15 protein-coding genes are annotated in these 15,160 nt (G+C 66.3%); 9 read left to right on the top strand and 6 right to left on the bottom strand.

Annotated elements, in window-relative coordinates:
* On the bottom strand, positions 1–1,063 hold a 1,063-nt coding region (locus BST12_RS26910), incomplete at its 3' end, for a PE family protein (RefSeq protein WP_083116253.1).
* A gap of 259 nt (positions 1,064–1,322) precedes the next feature.
* On the opposite strand from BST12_RS26910, the gene BST12_RS26905 reads away from it, so the two are divergent.
* Genes BST12_RS26905 through BST12_RS26890 form a run of 4 tightly spaced genes read left to right on the top strand, consistent with a single transcriptional unit; the run spans position 1,323 to position 4,312 of the window.
* A complete protein-coding gene (locus BST12_RS26905; protein WP_211281372.1) occupies positions 1,323–2,195 on the top strand; it encodes a hypothetical protein in 873 nt (290 codons plus the stop codon).
* A 57-nt stretch (positions 2,196–2,252) separates the two neighbouring features.
* Positions 2,253–2,540 carry a hypothetical protein gene (locus tag BST12_RS26900; protein WP_083116252.1) on the top strand — a complete coding sequence of 96 codons (288 nt, stop codon included), beginning with the start codon at positions 2,253–2,255 and terminating at the stop codon, positions 2,538–2,540.
* A gap of 24 nt (positions 2,541–2,564) precedes the next feature.
* Positions 2,565–3,347, top strand: coding sequence for a sulfite exporter TauE/SafE family protein (locus BST12_RS26895; protein ID WP_083116251.1), 783 nt, complete (start codon positions 2,565–2,567; stop codon positions 3,345–3,347).
* Positions 3,348–3,376: 29 nt separating this feature from the next.
* The gene (locus BST12_RS26890) at positions 3,377–4,312 is read left to right on the top strand and encodes a catalase family peroxidase (RefSeq protein WP_083116254.1); all 936 of its coding nucleotides are present in this window, start codon (positions 3,377–3,379) and stop codon (positions 4,310–4,312) included.
* Between the two features lies 1 nt (position 4,313).
* Here BST12_RS26890 and BST12_RS26885 read toward each other — a convergent pair whose 3' ends face one another.
* The gene (locus BST12_RS26885) at positions 4,314–5,429 is read right to left on the bottom strand and encodes a glutamate--cysteine ligase 2 (protein ID WP_083116250.1); all 1,116 of its coding nucleotides are present in this window, start codon (positions 5,427–5,429) and stop codon (positions 4,314–4,316) included.
* A gap of 232 nt (positions 5,430–5,661) precedes the next feature.
* Between BST12_RS26885 and BST12_RS26880 the strand changes: the two genes are divergently transcribed.
* The gene (locus BST12_RS26880; protein ID WP_083116249.1) at positions 5,662–6,336 is read left to right on the top strand and encodes a TetR/AcrR family transcriptional regulator; all 675 of its coding nucleotides are present in this window, start codon (positions 5,662–5,664) and stop codon (positions 6,334–6,336) included.
* A gap of 127 nt (positions 6,337–6,463) precedes the next feature.
* Complete coding sequence (locus BST12_RS26875) at positions 6,464–8,200, top strand: PPE family protein (RefSeq protein WP_083116248.1); 1,737 nt, start codon at positions 6,464–6,466, stop codon at positions 8,198–8,200.
* A gap of 80 nt (positions 8,201–8,280) precedes the next feature.
* On the opposite strand, the gene BST12_RS26870 is transcribed toward BST12_RS26875, so the two are convergent.
* On the bottom strand, positions 8,281–8,718 hold the full coding sequence (locus tag BST12_RS26870; protein WP_083116247.1) for an anti-sigma factor antagonist: 438 nt from the start codon (positions 8,716–8,718) through the stop codon (positions 8,281–8,283).
* Between the two features lie 154 nt (positions 8,719–8,872).
* On the opposite strand from BST12_RS26870, the gene BST12_RS26865 reads away from it, so the two are divergent.
* Positions 8,873–9,490: a TetR/AcrR family transcriptional regulator gene (locus BST12_RS26865; RefSeq protein ID WP_083116246.1), complete on the top strand. Its 618-nt coding sequence runs from the start codon at positions 8,873–8,875 to the stop codon at positions 9,488–9,490.
* Position 9,491: 1 nt separating this feature from the next.
* On the opposite strand, the gene BST12_RS26860 is transcribed toward BST12_RS26865, so the two are convergent.
* Positions 9,492–10,148, bottom strand: a complete 657-nt coding sequence (locus BST12_RS26860; protein WP_083116245.1) for a DedA family protein — start codon at positions 10,146–10,148, stop codon at positions 9,492–9,494.
* A gap of 83 nt (positions 10,149–10,231) precedes the next feature.
* On the opposite strand from BST12_RS26860, the gene BST12_RS26855 reads away from it, so the two are divergent.
* Positions 10,232–11,899, top strand: a complete 1,668-nt coding sequence (locus BST12_RS26855) for an acyl-CoA synthetase (RefSeq protein ID WP_083116244.1) — start codon at positions 10,232–10,234, stop codon at positions 11,897–11,899.
* Here BST12_RS26855 and BST12_RS26850 read toward each other — a convergent pair.
* On the bottom strand, positions 11,892–13,712 hold the full coding sequence (locus BST12_RS26850) for a PPE family protein (protein WP_083116243.1): 1,821 nt from the start codon (positions 13,710–13,712) through the stop codon (positions 11,892–11,894). The genes BST12_RS26855 and BST12_RS26850 overlap by 8 nt on opposite strands.
* 74 nt (positions 13,713–13,786) lie before the next feature.
* Positions 13,787–14,416 (bottom strand): phosphotransferase-like protein, encoded by a 630-nt coding sequence (locus tag BST12_RS26845; RefSeq protein ID WP_083116242.1) that lies wholly within the window; start codon positions 14,414–14,416, stop codon positions 13,787–13,789.
* Between the two features lie 273 nt (positions 14,417–14,689).
* Here BST12_RS26845 and BST12_RS26840 point away from each other — a divergent pair.
* The coding region (locus BST12_RS26840) for a PE family protein (RefSeq protein ID WP_139801974.1) at positions 14,690–15,160 on the top strand (471 nt) is incomplete at its 3' end.

The following is a 15,160-nucleotide window of genomic DNA, read 5'->3' as shown; positions in this document are numbered from 1 at the left end:
CGGCGTGGCCGCCGGCCCCGCCGTTGCCGGCCAGCATGCCGCCGGTGCCGCCGGCACCACCGGCGCCACCGGACAACAAACCACTCGCCCCGGCGCCGCCGTCGCCGCCGTCGCCGAATACCCCTGCGGCACCGCCGATTCCGCCGACCCCGCCGTGGGCGGGGGCGCCCGCGCTGCCGCCGGCTGCACCGCCGGCCCCGCCGGTTCCCATGAGCAGGGCGCCGTGGCCACCGTGGCCGCCGGTCCCGCCGATACCCCCGGCGCCGGCGTTTACCCCGCCGGGGCCGCCGGCCCCGCCGTCACCCAGCAGCAGTGCACCGTGGCCGCCGTCGCCGCCGGCCGCGCCGAGGCCGGCGCTCTGGCCCAGTCCGCCGATGCCGCCGGCGCCGCCGTCCCCGAACAGCCCGGGGGCGTTGCCGCCGATTCCGCCGGCCCCGGCAAGGCCGGTGCTGCTGTTGCCGCCCAGGCCGCCGGCCCCGCCGCGGCCGGCCAGCAGGCCACCGGCACCGCCACTGCCCCCCGCGCCGGCGGTTCCGGCCGTCACGCTGTAGCCGGCGCCGCCGGCGCCGCCGTTGCCGAATAGTCCAGCGGCCCCGCCATTTCCGCCGCCGGGGTGCAATGGCCCCCCGGATCCACCGCCGCCGCCGTTGCCGTACAAGATCCCGCCCGGCCCGCCGTCGGCACCGGTGCCCGGCGCTCCTGGGGTGCCGTTGCCGATCAGCGGGCGGCCCATTAGCGCTTCGGTGGGCGCGCTTATCGCGGTGAGCAGACTTTGCTGAACATTGATGACTTCGGCGTGGGCATACGACGCCGCACCGGTGTCGAGGGCGTTCACAAGCTTTCGGTGAAATGCCGCCGCCTGGGTGCTGAGCGTCTGATATGCCTGCGCGTGCGCGCTGAACAAGGCCGCCACCGCCGCTGAGACCTCATCGGCGCCGGCTGCCAGTAAGCCCGCCGTCGGTCCTGCTGCCGCCGAATTCGCTGCAGCTAGCGCGGATTCGATGCGTGCCAGATCGGCCGCGGCGGCCATGACCAGTTCAGGCACCACGTTGACGAATGACAACTGTTTTCCTAGCCGATCGAGGAGCGCCGCTGCTGCCGGTCAGTTCAGTTTCATCAGCCGGCGAGTAACACGTCTAGCAGATTGTTTCGACTAATTCGTTGCGTCAGCCGAAAGCGTCGGCCGGCGACACGAATTACTCAGGTGTTGACTGCGCTGATGCCGCGGTTGACCATTTCGCTGCGACTTATTGCTTTCACGACGTTCTTGGAGAAGCGTCTAAGAAAGCGCGCAACTTCGTCCCTACTGATTTGGGGGTGTCATGACACTTTCCCGCCGGCGCACGCTGGGCGTCTTCGTCGTGATCGTGACGAGCATCGCTTTTGTCTCGGCCGTTGTCCTGTTCGCTCCCAGAGCCCAGGCGTTCTACGTCATGAACCATGAAACGATCACGCGTGCGGCGCTGCCGGCAGACCAGGTCAGCCAGCTTGCCGTCAACCAGATACTGATAGGTCCGCCGCCGGGAGCGGGTGCAATGGGAAGTGACGCGTTTGCCACCGACGAATTCCGCCATCTCGACAACTCGATTACCCCGGTCGATATTTGCAACCGGGCCCAGCAAGCCTGGGATACCTTCTCGCCCGCCGTGCTCAGTGGCTCGGTGCTCACCCCCACGGGGGAGGCGAATGGACCAGTGGCCCGCGCGGCTTTCGGAGCCCTTGTGCATACCCAGCAGGACTTCTACGCCCACTCCAATTGGGTTGAGGACAACATCGCCGTAGGGCAGCTGGATCGGCTCGCCCCGCCGATCTTCCCCGCGTGCAACCCGGCGGCTTTTCCGCCCGATCTGCACACCGGGTACTTCAACATCGATCTCTCCTCGCAGTTCCCCCTGGAGGGCTGCCCGCCGGCAGGGCCGCCGCCCGGGTTCCAGGAGTGCCACACCACGCTGAACAAGGACGGCCCACAAACCATCCGCGGCGCTCAGGCCGTCCCCGGCACCAACATGACCAACTACGACCTCGCGACCCGACTCGCCACCCAGGCGACCACCGACCTCTACGTTCAGGTACGCGACCTGGTTGCCAGCACCAACGGGCCGGACGCGGCGACGGCGCTGTTCCAGCAAGGCGGACCCATGCCGTCGCTGTCCAGCCTGCCCAGCCTGCCCAACGTCTATCCGGGCACCGGGTAGGGAACCGGCGTCCGGCGTCGGCGGGCCGACCCGGGCGTTATGGCATACGTTCGGACGATGAGCAACGAAGGCATCGGCTATCTGAAATTCGAATGCCCCCAAGGCCATCCGGTGGGCAGGGTCCTCAAGGACGTGCCGCATCAGGCGGTCCAATACGATCCCGGAGCCCAGGTTGGACCACGCCGGTTCTGGCCGCAGGAAGACGAGCAGCGCCAGTTCACAGCGCATTGCCGCTTCTGCGATAAACCCGTGGCGGAGTCGACTGCCACGTTGCAGAACCAATTGCGTGCCGTGCTCGAAGACCCGTCGGCAACCTCAGCGATCGCGACCTTGCCCTACGGCTAGGCCGGCAACCTAGGTTTCCCAATAGTGTCGGTTTCCCACATGATCTTGATCGGCCTGGCCGGGTTGGCCGCCGGCGCGATCAATGCGCTCGTCGGCTCGGGCACCCTGATCACCTTTCCGACACTGGTCGCCCTGGGCTATCCGCCGGTCACCGCGACCATGTCGAACGCGGTCGGTCTGGTGGCCGGCGGTGTTTCGGCCACCTGGGGCTATCGCAATGAGCTGGGCGGTCAGTGGGACCGGTTGTGCTGGCAGATCCCGGCGTCGCTGGCCGGCGCGGCGCTGGGCGCCTTCCTGCTGCTGCATCTGCCCGAAAAGGTCTTCGCCGAGATCGTGCCGGTGCTGCTGGTGCTCGCCTTGGTTCTGGTGGTCATCGGTCCGCGGATCCAGTCCTGGGCGCGCAGGCGCGCCGAGGCGGCCGGCCGTTCCGCCGAACACATCACACCGGCGCGGATGGCCGCGCTGGTACTCGGCACCTTCGCCGTCGCGGTCTACGGCGGCTATTTCACTGCCGCGCAAGGCATTCTGCTGATCGGCGTGATGGGCGCCCTGCTACCGGAGTCGATGCAGCGCATGAACGCCGCGAAGAACCTGCTGGCGCTGGTGGTCAATATCGTTGCGGCACTTGGCTATACGTTGGTCGCATTCGGCCGGATCAGCTGGCCGGTGGCCGGACTGATCGCAGTGGGCTCGCTGGCCGGTGGATTGGTCGGAGCGCGCTACGGCCGTCGGCTCTCGCCGAATGCGCTGCGCGCCACCATCGTGGTGGTCGGCGTGATCGGGTTGTACCGGCTGCTCACCGTGTGAACCGCGGCCCGAGGCCCTACTATTCGCGCATGCCGGTTTCTCCTGACGACGCGATCGAAGCGATCCGGGGCACCGGGGGAGCCTGTCCCGGTTATCGGGCGCTGCACGCCAAAGGCACCCTTTACCGTGGCAACTTCACCGCAACCCCGCAGGCCGCCGGCCTTTCGCGGGCCAGGCATCTCGACGGCTCGCACATCCCCGCGCTGATCCGGTTCTCCAACGGATCGGGTAAGCCAGACCAGCGCGACGGTTCGCCGGGCGTGCGCGGAATGGCGGTGAAGTTCACCCTGCCCGACGGCAAGACCACCGACGTGTCGACGCAGACGGCTCGGCTATTCGTCTCGAGTACGCCCGACGGATTCGTCGATCTGCTGCGGGCGTTGCGGCCCAGCCTGACCACACCGGTGCGGCTGGCCTCCTACCTCGCCACCCACCCCCGGCTGCTCGCTGCCCTGCCCGTGCTGGGCGCCGCCGGCCGGGTGCCGGCGAGCTACGCCACCGCCGAATACCACGGATTGCACGCCTTCCGCTGGGTCGGCGCCGACGGCAGCGCCAAATACGTTCGCTACCACCTGGTTCCGTCGGCCGGTGCCAAGCATCTTTCGCCGCTTGCCGCCCGGGGCAAGGGTCCGGACTTCCTCACCGAAGAACTGAACGCCCGGCTGGCGGTCGGACCGGTGCGGTTCGACTACCGGGTCCAAATCGCCGGATCGAATGACTCCACCGTCGACCCGTCGGCGCCGTGGCAAAGCAACGACACCGTTTGCGTCGGCACCCTGGACATCACCGGCCTGGACACCGAACGCGAGCACGGCGACGACATCGTCGTATTCGACCCGATGCGGGTGACCGACGGCATCGAGCCATCCGAGGATCCGGTGCTTCGGTTCCGCACCCTGGCCTACTCGGCCTCGGTCAAATTGCGCGCCGGGGTGGATCGTGGTCCCGACGCGCCGCGCACCTGAGCTAGCCGCTGACCGTCCGAGCGGCAGCTTCGTCGATCACGTCCATCACGTCGCCCCGTTGCCGCCACGCTCGCAGCTGACGCATCGCGCCGTTGCCTTCGGCAGCGATGCGTTCGAGTTCCCAGACCACCCGTTCGTATTCACCGAGCTCATCGAGCGCCGGATGCACCCGCCGCACCAGCGCGCACAACTGCTCGCGGGCCTGCACTGCCGCACACCCATCGATCAAGTTCAGCGTCCGCCCCGATAGCCCGTCGTGCGCCGACATCCAGTACGCCGCGCGAAGCGCGCCCGGCGGCAGCCGCTTGGCTTCCTCGCCTTCGGCGCGCTCGTGCAGCGCGGTCATCACCGCGGCTCTGATCAGGGTAGCCAGCAGGACCGTCTCGGCGACGGTGGCCGGCACGTCGGCAACCCGGACCTCCACCGTCGGAAAGTTCGCCGACGGGCGCACGTCCCAATAGATCATCTTGGGATCCAGGATCACCCCGGTGTCGAGCAGCATGTGCACCGTGCGCCGGTAGTCGTCCAGCGACGGGAAGTACGGCGGCGCCCCAGCGGCCGGCCAGCGCCGCCATAAGACGCTGCGCCAGCTCGCATAGCCGGAGTCGGTGTTGCGATAGATCGCCGAATTGGCCGACAAACCGAGCAGCGACGGCAGCCACGGCCGCAGCCAATTGCTGACATGGATGGCGGCGGCGCGGTCGGGCACTTGCACGTGCACATGGCACCCACAGATGCCCTGTTCATGCGCGACCATTCCGAACCGGGCCGCGATCTGTTGGTAACGCGGGGTGTCGGTGACCGGGAAATCATGCGGGGTGGCCGGCGGAAGGCCCAGGGCCAAGAGCCGAACCCCGCACGCCTCGGCCGCATCGGCCGCAGTCCGGCGCAGCTCGAGGAGCTCCTTGCCGAGTTGCGCGCTTGTGGTGGCCACGCCGGAGGTGGTTTCCACCTGGCAACTGCTCAACTCCAATTGCAGTGTGGCGCCGCAGTGTCCGGCCTCGGCGGCAACCGCGGCATTGCGCGGCGCCGGTGCGCCGGTCTGTGGGTCCACGAGGAGGAATTCCTCCTCGACGCCGACGGTCGGAGCTGCACGCTCCGAGCGCTGCGCGCTCATATCCGCAAGCTACCCCCTACCCGGGGGCCAAAACCCTCTGGTCTGCCAGGGAATCTTTAGCCATGTCAGCGATTTGCTTGTCTGAACCGGATACTCTTCGGGAGAATGGCTAGTTTAGAAGGCTAGTTGACAAACCCTAGATGAGAAGCCGAGACGACCTCGGGCACGCGGAGCATTTCACTGGGATCAACGTGCACCACCTCGCGCGTGGGTATGAAGGAGCGGTTTAGCTGTGTCGAGTCCTCGGTTGAATGATTCCGACCTTGTCATCGATTCTGCGGAAGAGCTTGTGGCGCAGGACGGCATAGATGCCGTGACGATTCGAGCGCTCACCAAGGCGACCGGCGTCTCCAACGGCGCGATCTACCGAACGTTCGAGTCACGCGGGGGCCTGCTGGGCCGCGTGTGGATCCGCGCGGAACGCCGTTTCCTGGACCTGCTGACCAGCCTGGTCGAAGACGTCAAGAAGCAACCCACCGGTGACCCGCTGGATGCGGTGTATGCAGCCGCCGAAACGTCACTGCTCTACCCGGAGATGTATCCGGGGTCGTCGGCACTGCTCATGACGGTGCGGCGCGAAGAGGTGGCAAGCCAGCCGATGCCGCGCGAGATCGCCGATCAACTGCGCGCGTCGGAGCGGGAACTGGCCGACGTCATGGCGCAGTTGGCCGAAGGCCTGTGGGATCGCAGCGACACCGGCGCGGTCGACCTGATCGCGACCTGCATCGTCGATCTTCCGAAATGGATCGCCCTGCGCGGTCAGCGCTACAGCATGCCCATTTTGCGCGATTACCTGCGCGCCGCGGTGCGGTCAGTGCTCGAGGTCGGCCCGCCGCCCCAGGGCGCGGGACAGGAAGTAGCGGCCAGCGAAGTGGCGTCGGGCGCCGCCCGGCACGGGGCGGCATAACCCAGCTTCTGGCTAGTAAGCAGTCGCGCAATCAATCATCGCGGGGCTGAAGTCTTCGCGAAATAACATATTTGCGCCACCGCAAGCGTAATCTGCGGGTCGGGCTGATACCGACAGGGGGTCAATTGTGGCAAACTTCCTGACCTTGCCGCCGGAAATAAACTCTCTGCTGATTTTCAGCGGCGCGGGCTCGGCTCCGTTGCTGAACGCGGCGACCGCCTGGGACGGCCTGGCCTCGGAGTTGGCGACCGCGGCATCGTTGTTCTCGCGGACTACGACCGACTTGGCCGCCAAGTCGTGGCTGGGAGCGGCCTCGGCCGCGATGACGGCCGCCGCTGCCCCCTATGCAGATTTCTTGAGTACAGCCTGCGCGCACGCGGCGGGCACCGCCGAACAAGCGCGCGCGGTGGCAAGTGCGTTCGAGGGTGCGAGAGCGTCGACTGTCCATCCACTGGAGGTGGCGGCCAACCGCTCCGCGTTCGCACAGTTGGTCCGTGCGAATTGGCTGGGGCTGAATGCGCCGGCGATCATGGCCGCTGAGGCGCGGTACGAGCGGATGTGGGCTGCGGACGTGGCGGCGATGTCGGGCTACCACGCGGGCGTAGTGGCCGCGGCGGCGCAGTTGCCGGGTGAGCTGCAACAGTTCCTGCAGAACCTGCCCAATCTGGGTGTCGGCAACAAGGGCAATGCGAACATCGGACAGGGCAACACCGGCACCGGAAACATCGGCATCGGCAACAGCGGCACCGACAACAGTGAACTGGTACCCCCACAGGCGGGCAATCACAACGTCGGCGGTGGAAACAACGGCAGCAACAACGTGGGTGGCGGAAACAACGGGAACAACAACTTCGGGTTCGGCAATTTCGGCAATGGGAACATCGGCTTTGGGAACGGCGGCCCGACCAACTTGTCCAATCCGAACGTGTTCGCCTTCCAACCAGCGCCGGGAAACCACAACGTAGGCATGGGTAACACCGGTAGCAACAACGTCGGCCTCGGGAATCTTGGCAACGGCAACATAGGCGGCGGGAATACCGGAACGGGCAACATCGGAGCGGGAAACACCGGCGTCGGCAACTTCGGCTTTGGGAACAGCGGCAACGGAAACATCGGAATCGGGCTGGTCGGAAACGGCCAGGTGGGCATCAACCTCGCCGGGCTGTTCAACCTCGACAACGGCAACATCGGCTTGTTCAATTCCGGCGATCACAACGTCGGCTTCTTCAACTCCGGTAGCGGCAACATCGGCATCTTCAGCTCGGGCGTCAACTCAGTGTTTCCCGGTCATATCAACAGCTTTGGTTTCGGAAACTCGGGTACTGGCAGCCTCGGCTTCGGCAATTCGGGTGCGGGCAATGTCGGCTTCTTCAACTCTGGTCTGCTCAACACGGGGTGGGGGAACGCGGGTTCGATCAATACCGGCGGATGGAACGGAAACAACCTCAATACGGGCCTGTGGAACTCGGGCGAGGCGAACACCGGCTTTGGCAACTCCGGCCACGTCAACACCGGCTTCGGCAACGCGGGCAATGTCAACACCGGATTCGGGGTCGCCACCGATGCTGGTGAAGTCGGTATCGGCGCCGTCGACAATTCAGGGTTCGGCAACAGCGGTGGCGGCATCTCGGGCTTTGGAAACACGACAAGCGGTAACGGTGAAGGGATTTCGGGCTTCTTCAACACGGCCAGCCCGGCGGGGCACACCGGGGTCTCCTCTGGCTTCTTCAACACTGGCATCACCGCCGCCATGGGCCCCTTCCCGAGCGGCGCGCTGAGCGGCTTCAACTCTGGTTTGCTCAACACCGGGACCGGCAATTCGGGGCTGCTGAGTCTTGCTCAGATATTGCTGAAACTGACCTGACCGAGGCCGATCAGGGAGCACACCGACGAGATCCTCGCCGAACTCGACGCCCGTCGGCAGCCCCAACTAGTTCCCAGAAATCACCAGCGGACGGTGCCTGCCGCCAGGGCGGAGTCCACGGTCGGGTAGACCGAAAGCGCGCCGCTCAATCCGCACGCGTCGATGACTCGCGTGACGATCTGCTGATGGCTCACCAGGCGCAGTTCGATGCCGCGCCGGCGGCACCGTTCGGCCTCTTCGGCCAGGACGGCGAACGCGCAGCAGCCCATGAAGTCGACGCCGGTGACGTCCACGATGAAGGGCCCCGGCGCGGTGGCCCCGGCCGCCGCTTCGCTCACCAGGTGGCGCCAGGTGTCCTCGTTGCAGGCGTCGATTTCGCCGCCGGCATGGATCAAGACCGCGTCGCCGGCGCGGTCTGTTGTCGCTCGCAGCGTGCTGCGCGGGTCGCCTAGCTCGTAGACCAGCCGCGTGCTGAGAGTCAGGTGGGTGGACACGGATTCGGCAATAACCAGGCTCATCGTGCACTCCTAAACGGCCGGCGCAACAGCGCCGCCCATGGATGCCCGTCCTGCGTGTCTGAAGACAGACGAATTGCGGATCTAGATCTCATTTGTATAACGAGACAGGGCGGTCTGTCTACAGGGCAGGCTTAAGAGTATGGTGAGGCTCGCTATGCCTAGCATCGACTCCGTGACGGCCATGCCGGCTCGCGAACGAATCTTGACCGCGGCATACGGCCTGTTCAGCCGCCGAGGCGTCCGTGCGGTGGGCACCGACGAGGTGGTCGAGCGCGCCGGGGTGGCCCGGGCGACGCTCTACCGCCACTTTGCGACCAAGAACGACCTGGTGCTGGCGGTGCTGGATCGTCGCGAAGAGCTTTGGACGCACGGTCTGATCGAAGAGCAGTCACGCCAGCGCGGCACCACCCCGGAGGAACAGCTACTCGCGATCTTCGACGTCCTGGACGAGTGGTTCCAGCGCCGCGACGGATATGAAGGTTGCTCGTTCATCAACGTGTTGCTGGAGTTGGGGGCCGATCATCCCGTCGGGCGGGCCTGCGTCACGCATATCGACCACGTGCGCGAGATCGTGCGCGGCCGTGCGGTAGCCGCCGGACTCGAGGACGTCGAGGATTTCGCGTGGTCCTGGCACATCCTGATGAAGGGCGCCATCATCCTTGCCGCGGTGGGAGACTGCCAAGCCGCCCGCCGGGCCCAGAAGATGGCTCGCGTTCTCATCGAGCAGCACCGCCCGGAAACCGCGGCAGAGCAGGGCGAGGCGACCGCCTGAGTCAGGCGGCGGGAGTACCGGTCTTGCGGTAGTGCTCCTCTTCGAGTTCGGCAATGGCCCGAGAGGTACGTTCGCGCAACAGGATTGCCGCCACCAGGCCGCAGACCAGGGCGACGACGAGCGCGATCCAGGAGAACCGCTGCAACCACCGCTCGGCGGCCACCCCGGCGAAATAGACCAGGGCGGTGGTGCCGCCGGCCCAGCAGATGCCGCCGCTGACGTTGGCCGCCAAGAAGCGCGGGTAGGGCATTTTCAGTGCGCCGGCCAGCGGTCCGGCGAAGATGCGCAGCAAAGCGATGAAGCGACCGAAGAACACCGCGCGAACGCCCCAGCGGCTGAAGGTTCGCTCGGCGAGTGCGACGTGACCGGGGCCGAAGTGCTTGGGGAAGCGCCGGCCGAGCCGGTCGAACAGCGGCATGCCGAACCGGCGGCCTATCGAGTAACCGATGGAGTCGCCGATCACCGCGCCGATCACCGCGGCGATTCCGACGCCGATCGGGTTGACCGCCAGCTCGTGATGCGACGACAGCAGCGCCGCGCTGACCAGCACGATCTCCCCGGGGAGGGGAATGCCCAGGCTCTCGATCCCGACCACGCCCCCGACCAGCAGATAGACCGCGAGCGGCGGAATCGAATGCAGCAGGGCCTCCACGTTCATGGGACAAGAATGCCTGACACAGGCTGAATGCGCGTCACAACCGGCCCGATACTGTCGTCGGGAACGACAGCACAGGAGGGTCAGTGGAATTCAACCTCGCCCAGATATTCACGGCGGTGGCCGCGGCCAATCCCGACCGGGACTGCATCGTGTTCGGGGATCGGCGATTCACCTTCGCGCAAACCGACGAACGCGCCAGCCGGTTCGCTCGCGCGCTGCACGAGTGGGGGTTCGGCGCGCACCGGGAACGTTCCGAACTGGCGCCATACGAGTCGGGGCAAAGCCATCTGGGCCTGTACCTGGCCAACTGCAACGAGTTCCTCGAGGCGATGCTGGGGGCCTACAAAGCCCGCGTCGCCCCCTTCAACGTCAACTATCGCTACGTTGCAGACGAACTGGTGTACCTGCTCGACAATGCCGGTGCGGACGCGCTGATGTACCACGCCCGGTTCGCCCCGACGTTGGCCGAGGCTTTAGAAAAGGCTTTAGAAAAAGCTGCAGAAAAGGCTGGGCGCCGGCCGCGGCTGATCCACGTCGACGACGGATCCGGAAACGACCCGCTGCCCGGGGCGGTGCGCTACGAGGACCTGCTGGCTGCCACGTCTGACGAGCCCCTCGACGGCGAGGGCGTGGTGCCCTCGCCCGACGACCTCTACATCCTTTACACCGGCGGCACCACCGGCATGCCCAAAGCGGTGCTGTGGCGCCAGCACGACATCTATCTGAACACCATGAGCGGACGAATTCTGGGCAGCGAGGTCGCCACCAGTCTGGAGGAGATCGTCGAGCGGTCGCGGCCGGAGGGGCCTGGCTCGCTCACCGCGGCACCACTCATGCACGGAGCCGCTCAGTGGGCCGCGTTCGTAAACCTTTGCAGCGCAAAGCCGTTCGTGATGGCGCCGACCACTACGCATTTCGACGCCGCCGAAACCCTTGCCCTGGCCAGCCGGGAGCGCGTGATATCGATGTCCTTCGTGGGCGACGCGTTCGGGCGGCCCCTGGTCGACGCGCTCGAGTCCGGCGATTACGACCTGTCCGGCCTGTTTGTGATGGTCACCGGCGGAGCCGCGTTGAGCGCACCGATCAAGCAGCGGTTTCTCGAGCTGCTGCCGCACGTGACGATCCTGGACGCCGGCGGCTCGTCGGAGTCCGGAACACAGATGGGCCAGGTCTCCAACCGGCTGCAGAGCGCGTCGGGCCGGTTCGCCCCCGGCCCCGGGGCCGTGGTGGTCAGCGAGGACATGACGCGGATCCTGTCGCCCGGCGACGAGGAGATCGGCTGGCTGGCCCAGCAGGGCAACATTCCGCTGGGGTATCTGGGCGACCCGGAGAAGACGGCGCGCACGTTTCCGGTGATCGACGGGATCCGGCATTCGGTTCCTGGGGACCGGGCCCGCTGGGACGCCGACGGCGAGATCGAGATGCTGGGGCGGGATTCGGTCACCATCAACTCCGGCGGGGAGAAGATCTTCGCCGAAGAGGTCGAGGCCGCCATTGCCGAGCATCCGGCGGTTTACGACGTGGTGGTCGCGGGCCGGCCCAGTGTGCAGTGGGGTCAGGAAGTCGTCGCGCTGGTCCAGTTGGCTGACGGCGCACAGGCCGAAGCCGAGGACATCATCGCCGAGGCCGCGCGGCACGTCGCGCGCTACAAACTCCCCAAAGAGGTGATCTTCTGCGCCAAGGTGCAGCGTTCACCGTCCGGCAAGGCCGACTATCGATGGGCGAAAACTCAAGTCGCACAGACTAATTGAAAAACCCCGACTGGTCGTCGCCTTTGTTGAAGCCGCCCGAACTGCCGGCTCCGGAGTTGCTCACGCCCGAGCTGTGGTCACCGGAGTTGAACCAGCCCGACGCGTAGGTGCCGCTGTTGAAGAAGCCGGCGTTGGCGTAGCCGGTGTTGTAGAACCCGACGTTGCCGGGCGAGCCCTCGTTGTGCACACCTGAGGTGAACCCGTAGGTGTCGGCCGTCACATTCTGGAAACCGGACATGTCGCTGCCGGTGTTGTAGAAGCCGGATACATACGTGCCAACGGTGCCGAAGCCCGAATTCACCACGCCCACAGGGGTATCCGAACTACCCATGCGGGTGTTGAAGTTGCCGGAGTTGAACAGGCCGGTGTTGACGCTGCCCGCATTGAACATGCCGGTGTTGAAGTAGCCGGAGTTGAAGGAGCCGGTGTTGGTCCCGTAGCCGGTGTCGTAGGGAGCAAGGTCGGGGAAGTAGCCGCTGTTTCCGATGCCGGTGTTTCCCGAACTGGCGTTGCCGAAGCCCACGTTGTTGAAGAAGGCGTTTCCGGCGCCGACGTTGTTGCTGCCGGCGTTGCCGTAACCGAAGTCGTAGTCGCCGCCGTTCCCGAAACCCGTATTCACGACGCCGCCGTTCCAGAAGCCGGTGTTGGTGCTCCCGGCGTTGCCGAAGCCGAAGTTTCCGTTGCCCGCGTTGAAGAACCCGACGTTGTTGTCGCCGGAGTTGAAGAAGCCGATGTTGTGGTTGCCGGAGTTGCCGAATCCGAAATTGCCGGAGCCCGAGTTCAATGCGCCGATGCCGACCTGGTTGTCGCCGGTGAGCCCGATTCCCACATTGTTGGTGCCGTGGTTGCCGAAGCCGAAGTTGTTGGTGCCGTGGTTGCCGAAGCCGAAGTTGTAGTCGCCGATATTTCCGCTTCCCAGGTTGAACGAGCCGATGTTGCCACTGCCGAGGTTGATGCTGCCGATGTTTCCGCCGCCACGGTTGCCGTCGCCGATGTTGCCGCTGCCGAAGTTGCCGCTGCCGTTCGTTAACGAATATTGGTCGGAATGCCCGTTGCCGCTGCCGAAGTTGAGGTTGCCGATGTTGCCGTTGCCGAAGTTGGTGACGCCGGCGTTGCCGTTGCCGATGTTGGTATTGCCCCAGTTTCCGCTGCCCAGGTTCGCGTTGCCGAGGTTGCCGCTGCCCAGGTTCGCGTTTCCGTCGTTGCCGCTGCCGAGGTTGGCGTCGCCCCAGTTGCCGCTGCCGAAGTTGTGATTGCCGAGGTTGCCGAGGCCCAGATTCCAGGCGCCGGTGTTGCCGATGCCGGTGTTCCAAGAGGCCAGTTGAGCCGCGGCCGCCGACACATCGGCGTGGTAGCCGGCCATCGCGGCCACATCGGCGGCCCACATCTGTTCATAGCTGCCCTCTGCGGCGGCGATCGCCGGCGCATTCTGGCCGAACAGATTGGATAACACCAACTGCACGAACGCATTTCGGTTGGCCGCCACCGCCAGCGGGTGAACCGTGGCTGCCCGTGCCGTCTCGAACGCCCCGGTGACCGCCTGGGCCTGGCGTGCCGCCCCGGCTGCCCGGCCGGCTGCGGCTTGCAACCACGCCGCGTAAGGCGCGGCCGTGGCCGACATCGCCGCGGCGGCCGGCCCCTGCCAGGACTGTCCGGTGAGTCCCGAGGTCACCGAACCGAACGACTGCGCTGCCGAGGCCAGTTCGTCGGACAAGTCGGCCCAGGCCGTCGCCGCTTTCAGCATCGGGGCCGCACCCACTCCACTGAAAATGCGCAACGAATTGATCTCCGGCGGCAAGACTGAAAAGTTCATTGCGCGCACTCCTTTGTCCGCTAGACGAAAAACCGTACAGCGAACAGTCAGCCAAAATTGGAGTTTCGCGACCTCTAGTACAGAAAACGCGTGCGCAGCCGTTCGAAGGCCTTGGGCTCCGGGCAGTTCGTATACCGCTCATACAGCTCGCGAGCCAGCACCGTGACCGGCGTGGAAGTGGTGTCCAACTCGAAGTCGTATTCGGCATCGGCGTGCGCCGCACGGGCGCTGCCCCGGTTCCAGCCGGGGTGACGGTCGCCGCGCTCTTCCTCCCGGCGGGCGCCTTCGTCGTCGGACACGTGCACGCCCACCATCCACACCGGGCAGCCCTCGAAGATCCGCAGCGCGTCGATCAGCCATTCCCGTTTCCAGATCACGTCGTCGGCGATGACGTTCATGCCGTTGTCCAGGTGGGCTTTGATGGCTCGGTAGCGGGCATACATGGCCTGGTCCAGCAGCGGACCCGGGTGCACGGTGAACCATTCCAGGCCGTCGGCTTCGACGATGCTGTCCCATGTGTAGTACTCGGGCCGCACCCGGGCCAGATCGAGTTGCTCGGGAGGCAGCGCGAACCAGAACAGGTCGATGCCGATATGCACCCAGCACTCGCCGGCCAGATCCTGAAAAGCTCGGGCGAGCGATGTCTTTCCGGCGCTGGATCCGCCGTTGAGCAGGATGAGCTTGCCCGTCGTGAAACCCGCCATAGCTGTCGGAGGGTAGCGCAACCGTGCCCGCGGCAGCGCACCGGCCCGGCCGAGCCGGAGTTTGCTGACGGCAGTGGCTGCCCGGTGCCGTCGGGTGGGTGGTCAAGCTAGTGGAATTCGCACGTTGACCGCATGATCTGCGGTCTACAGCAACGGTGACACGCGGTTGAGCAAATGCTCTTCAGCCGATGTGCAGCGGGGATAGGATTTGTTGCTGCCGAGTGCTCGATGCTTCGCGGCGACCATTGGCTTGTCCGGTGCGGGAGGTCTCAGATGTCGTTTGTGTTTGCGGTACCGGCGACGGTGACAGCCGCGGCGACGGATTTGGCGGGAATCGGGTCGGCCCTCGCGGCGGCTAACGCGGTGGCGGCACTGCCGACGACGACGGTCCTGGCCGCTGCAGCCGATGACGTGTCAGCGGCGGTGGCGGCCGTATTCGGGACGCACGCGCAGGAATATCAGGCGCTCAGTGCGCAGGTGTCGGCGTTTCACGACCAGTTCGTGCGGAACCTGACCTCCGGCGCCGGCGCGTATGCCGCTGCCGAGGCTGCCGCCGCATCGCCGCTGCAGGACCTGCTGGGGGTGATCAACACACCCACCCAGGTGTTGTTCGGGCGTCCGCTGATCGGCAACGGCGCCAACGGCGCTCCCGGGACCGGGGCTCCCGGTGGCGACGGCGGCCTGCTGCTGGGCAACGGCGGAGCCGGCGGAGCCGGGGTCGCGGGCACCGCCGGCAACCCCAGC

The organism is Mycobacterium angelicum (genome assembly GCF_002086155.1).
In the GTDB taxonomy this organism is placed as follows: Bacteria; Actinomycetota; Actinomycetes; order Mycobacteriales; family Mycobacteriaceae; genus Mycobacterium; species Mycobacterium angelicum.
The sequence above is the reverse complement of the archived record's forward strand: the minus strand, read 5'-3'. Positions and strand labels throughout refer to the sequence as shown.

Excerpts from the sequence above, each read along its gene's own strand:
- BST12_RS26860 (WP_083116245.1), bottom strand. The coding sequence starts at position 10,148 with ATGAACGTGGAGGCCCTGCTGCATTCGATTCCGCCGCTCGCGGTCTAT.
- BST12_RS26890 (WP_083116254.1), top strand. The coding sequence starts at position 3,377 with ATGCCGGTTTCTCCTGACGACGCGATCGAAGCGATCCGGGGCACCGGG.
- BST12_RS26885 (WP_083116250.1), bottom strand. The coding sequence starts at position 5,429 with ATGAGCGCGCAGCGCTCGGAGCGTGCAGCTCCGACCGTCGGCGTCGAG.
- BST12_RS26905 (WP_211281372.1), top strand. The coding sequence starts at position 1,323 with ATGACACTTTCCCGCCGGCGCACGCTGGGCGTCTTCGTCGTGATCGTG.
- BST12_RS26845 (WP_083116242.1), bottom strand. The coding sequence starts at position 14,416 with ATGGCGGGTTTCACGACGGGCAAGCTCATCCTGCTCAACGGCGGATCC.
- BST12_RS26900 (WP_083116252.1), top strand. The coding sequence starts at position 2,253 with ATGAGCAACGAAGGCATCGGCTATCTGAAATTCGAATGCCCCCAAGGC.
- BST12_RS26870 (WP_083116247.1), bottom strand. The coding sequence starts at position 8,718 with ATGAGCCTGGTTATTGCCGAATCCGTGTCCACCCACCTGACTCTCAGC.
- BST12_RS26850 (WP_083116243.1), bottom strand. The coding sequence starts at position 13,712 with ATGAACTTTTCAGTCTTGCCGCCGGAGATCAATTCGTTGCGCATTTTC.
- BST12_RS26865 (WP_083116246.1), top strand. The coding sequence starts at position 8,873 with ATGCCTAGCATCGACTCCGTGACGGCCATGCCGGCTCGCGAACGAATC.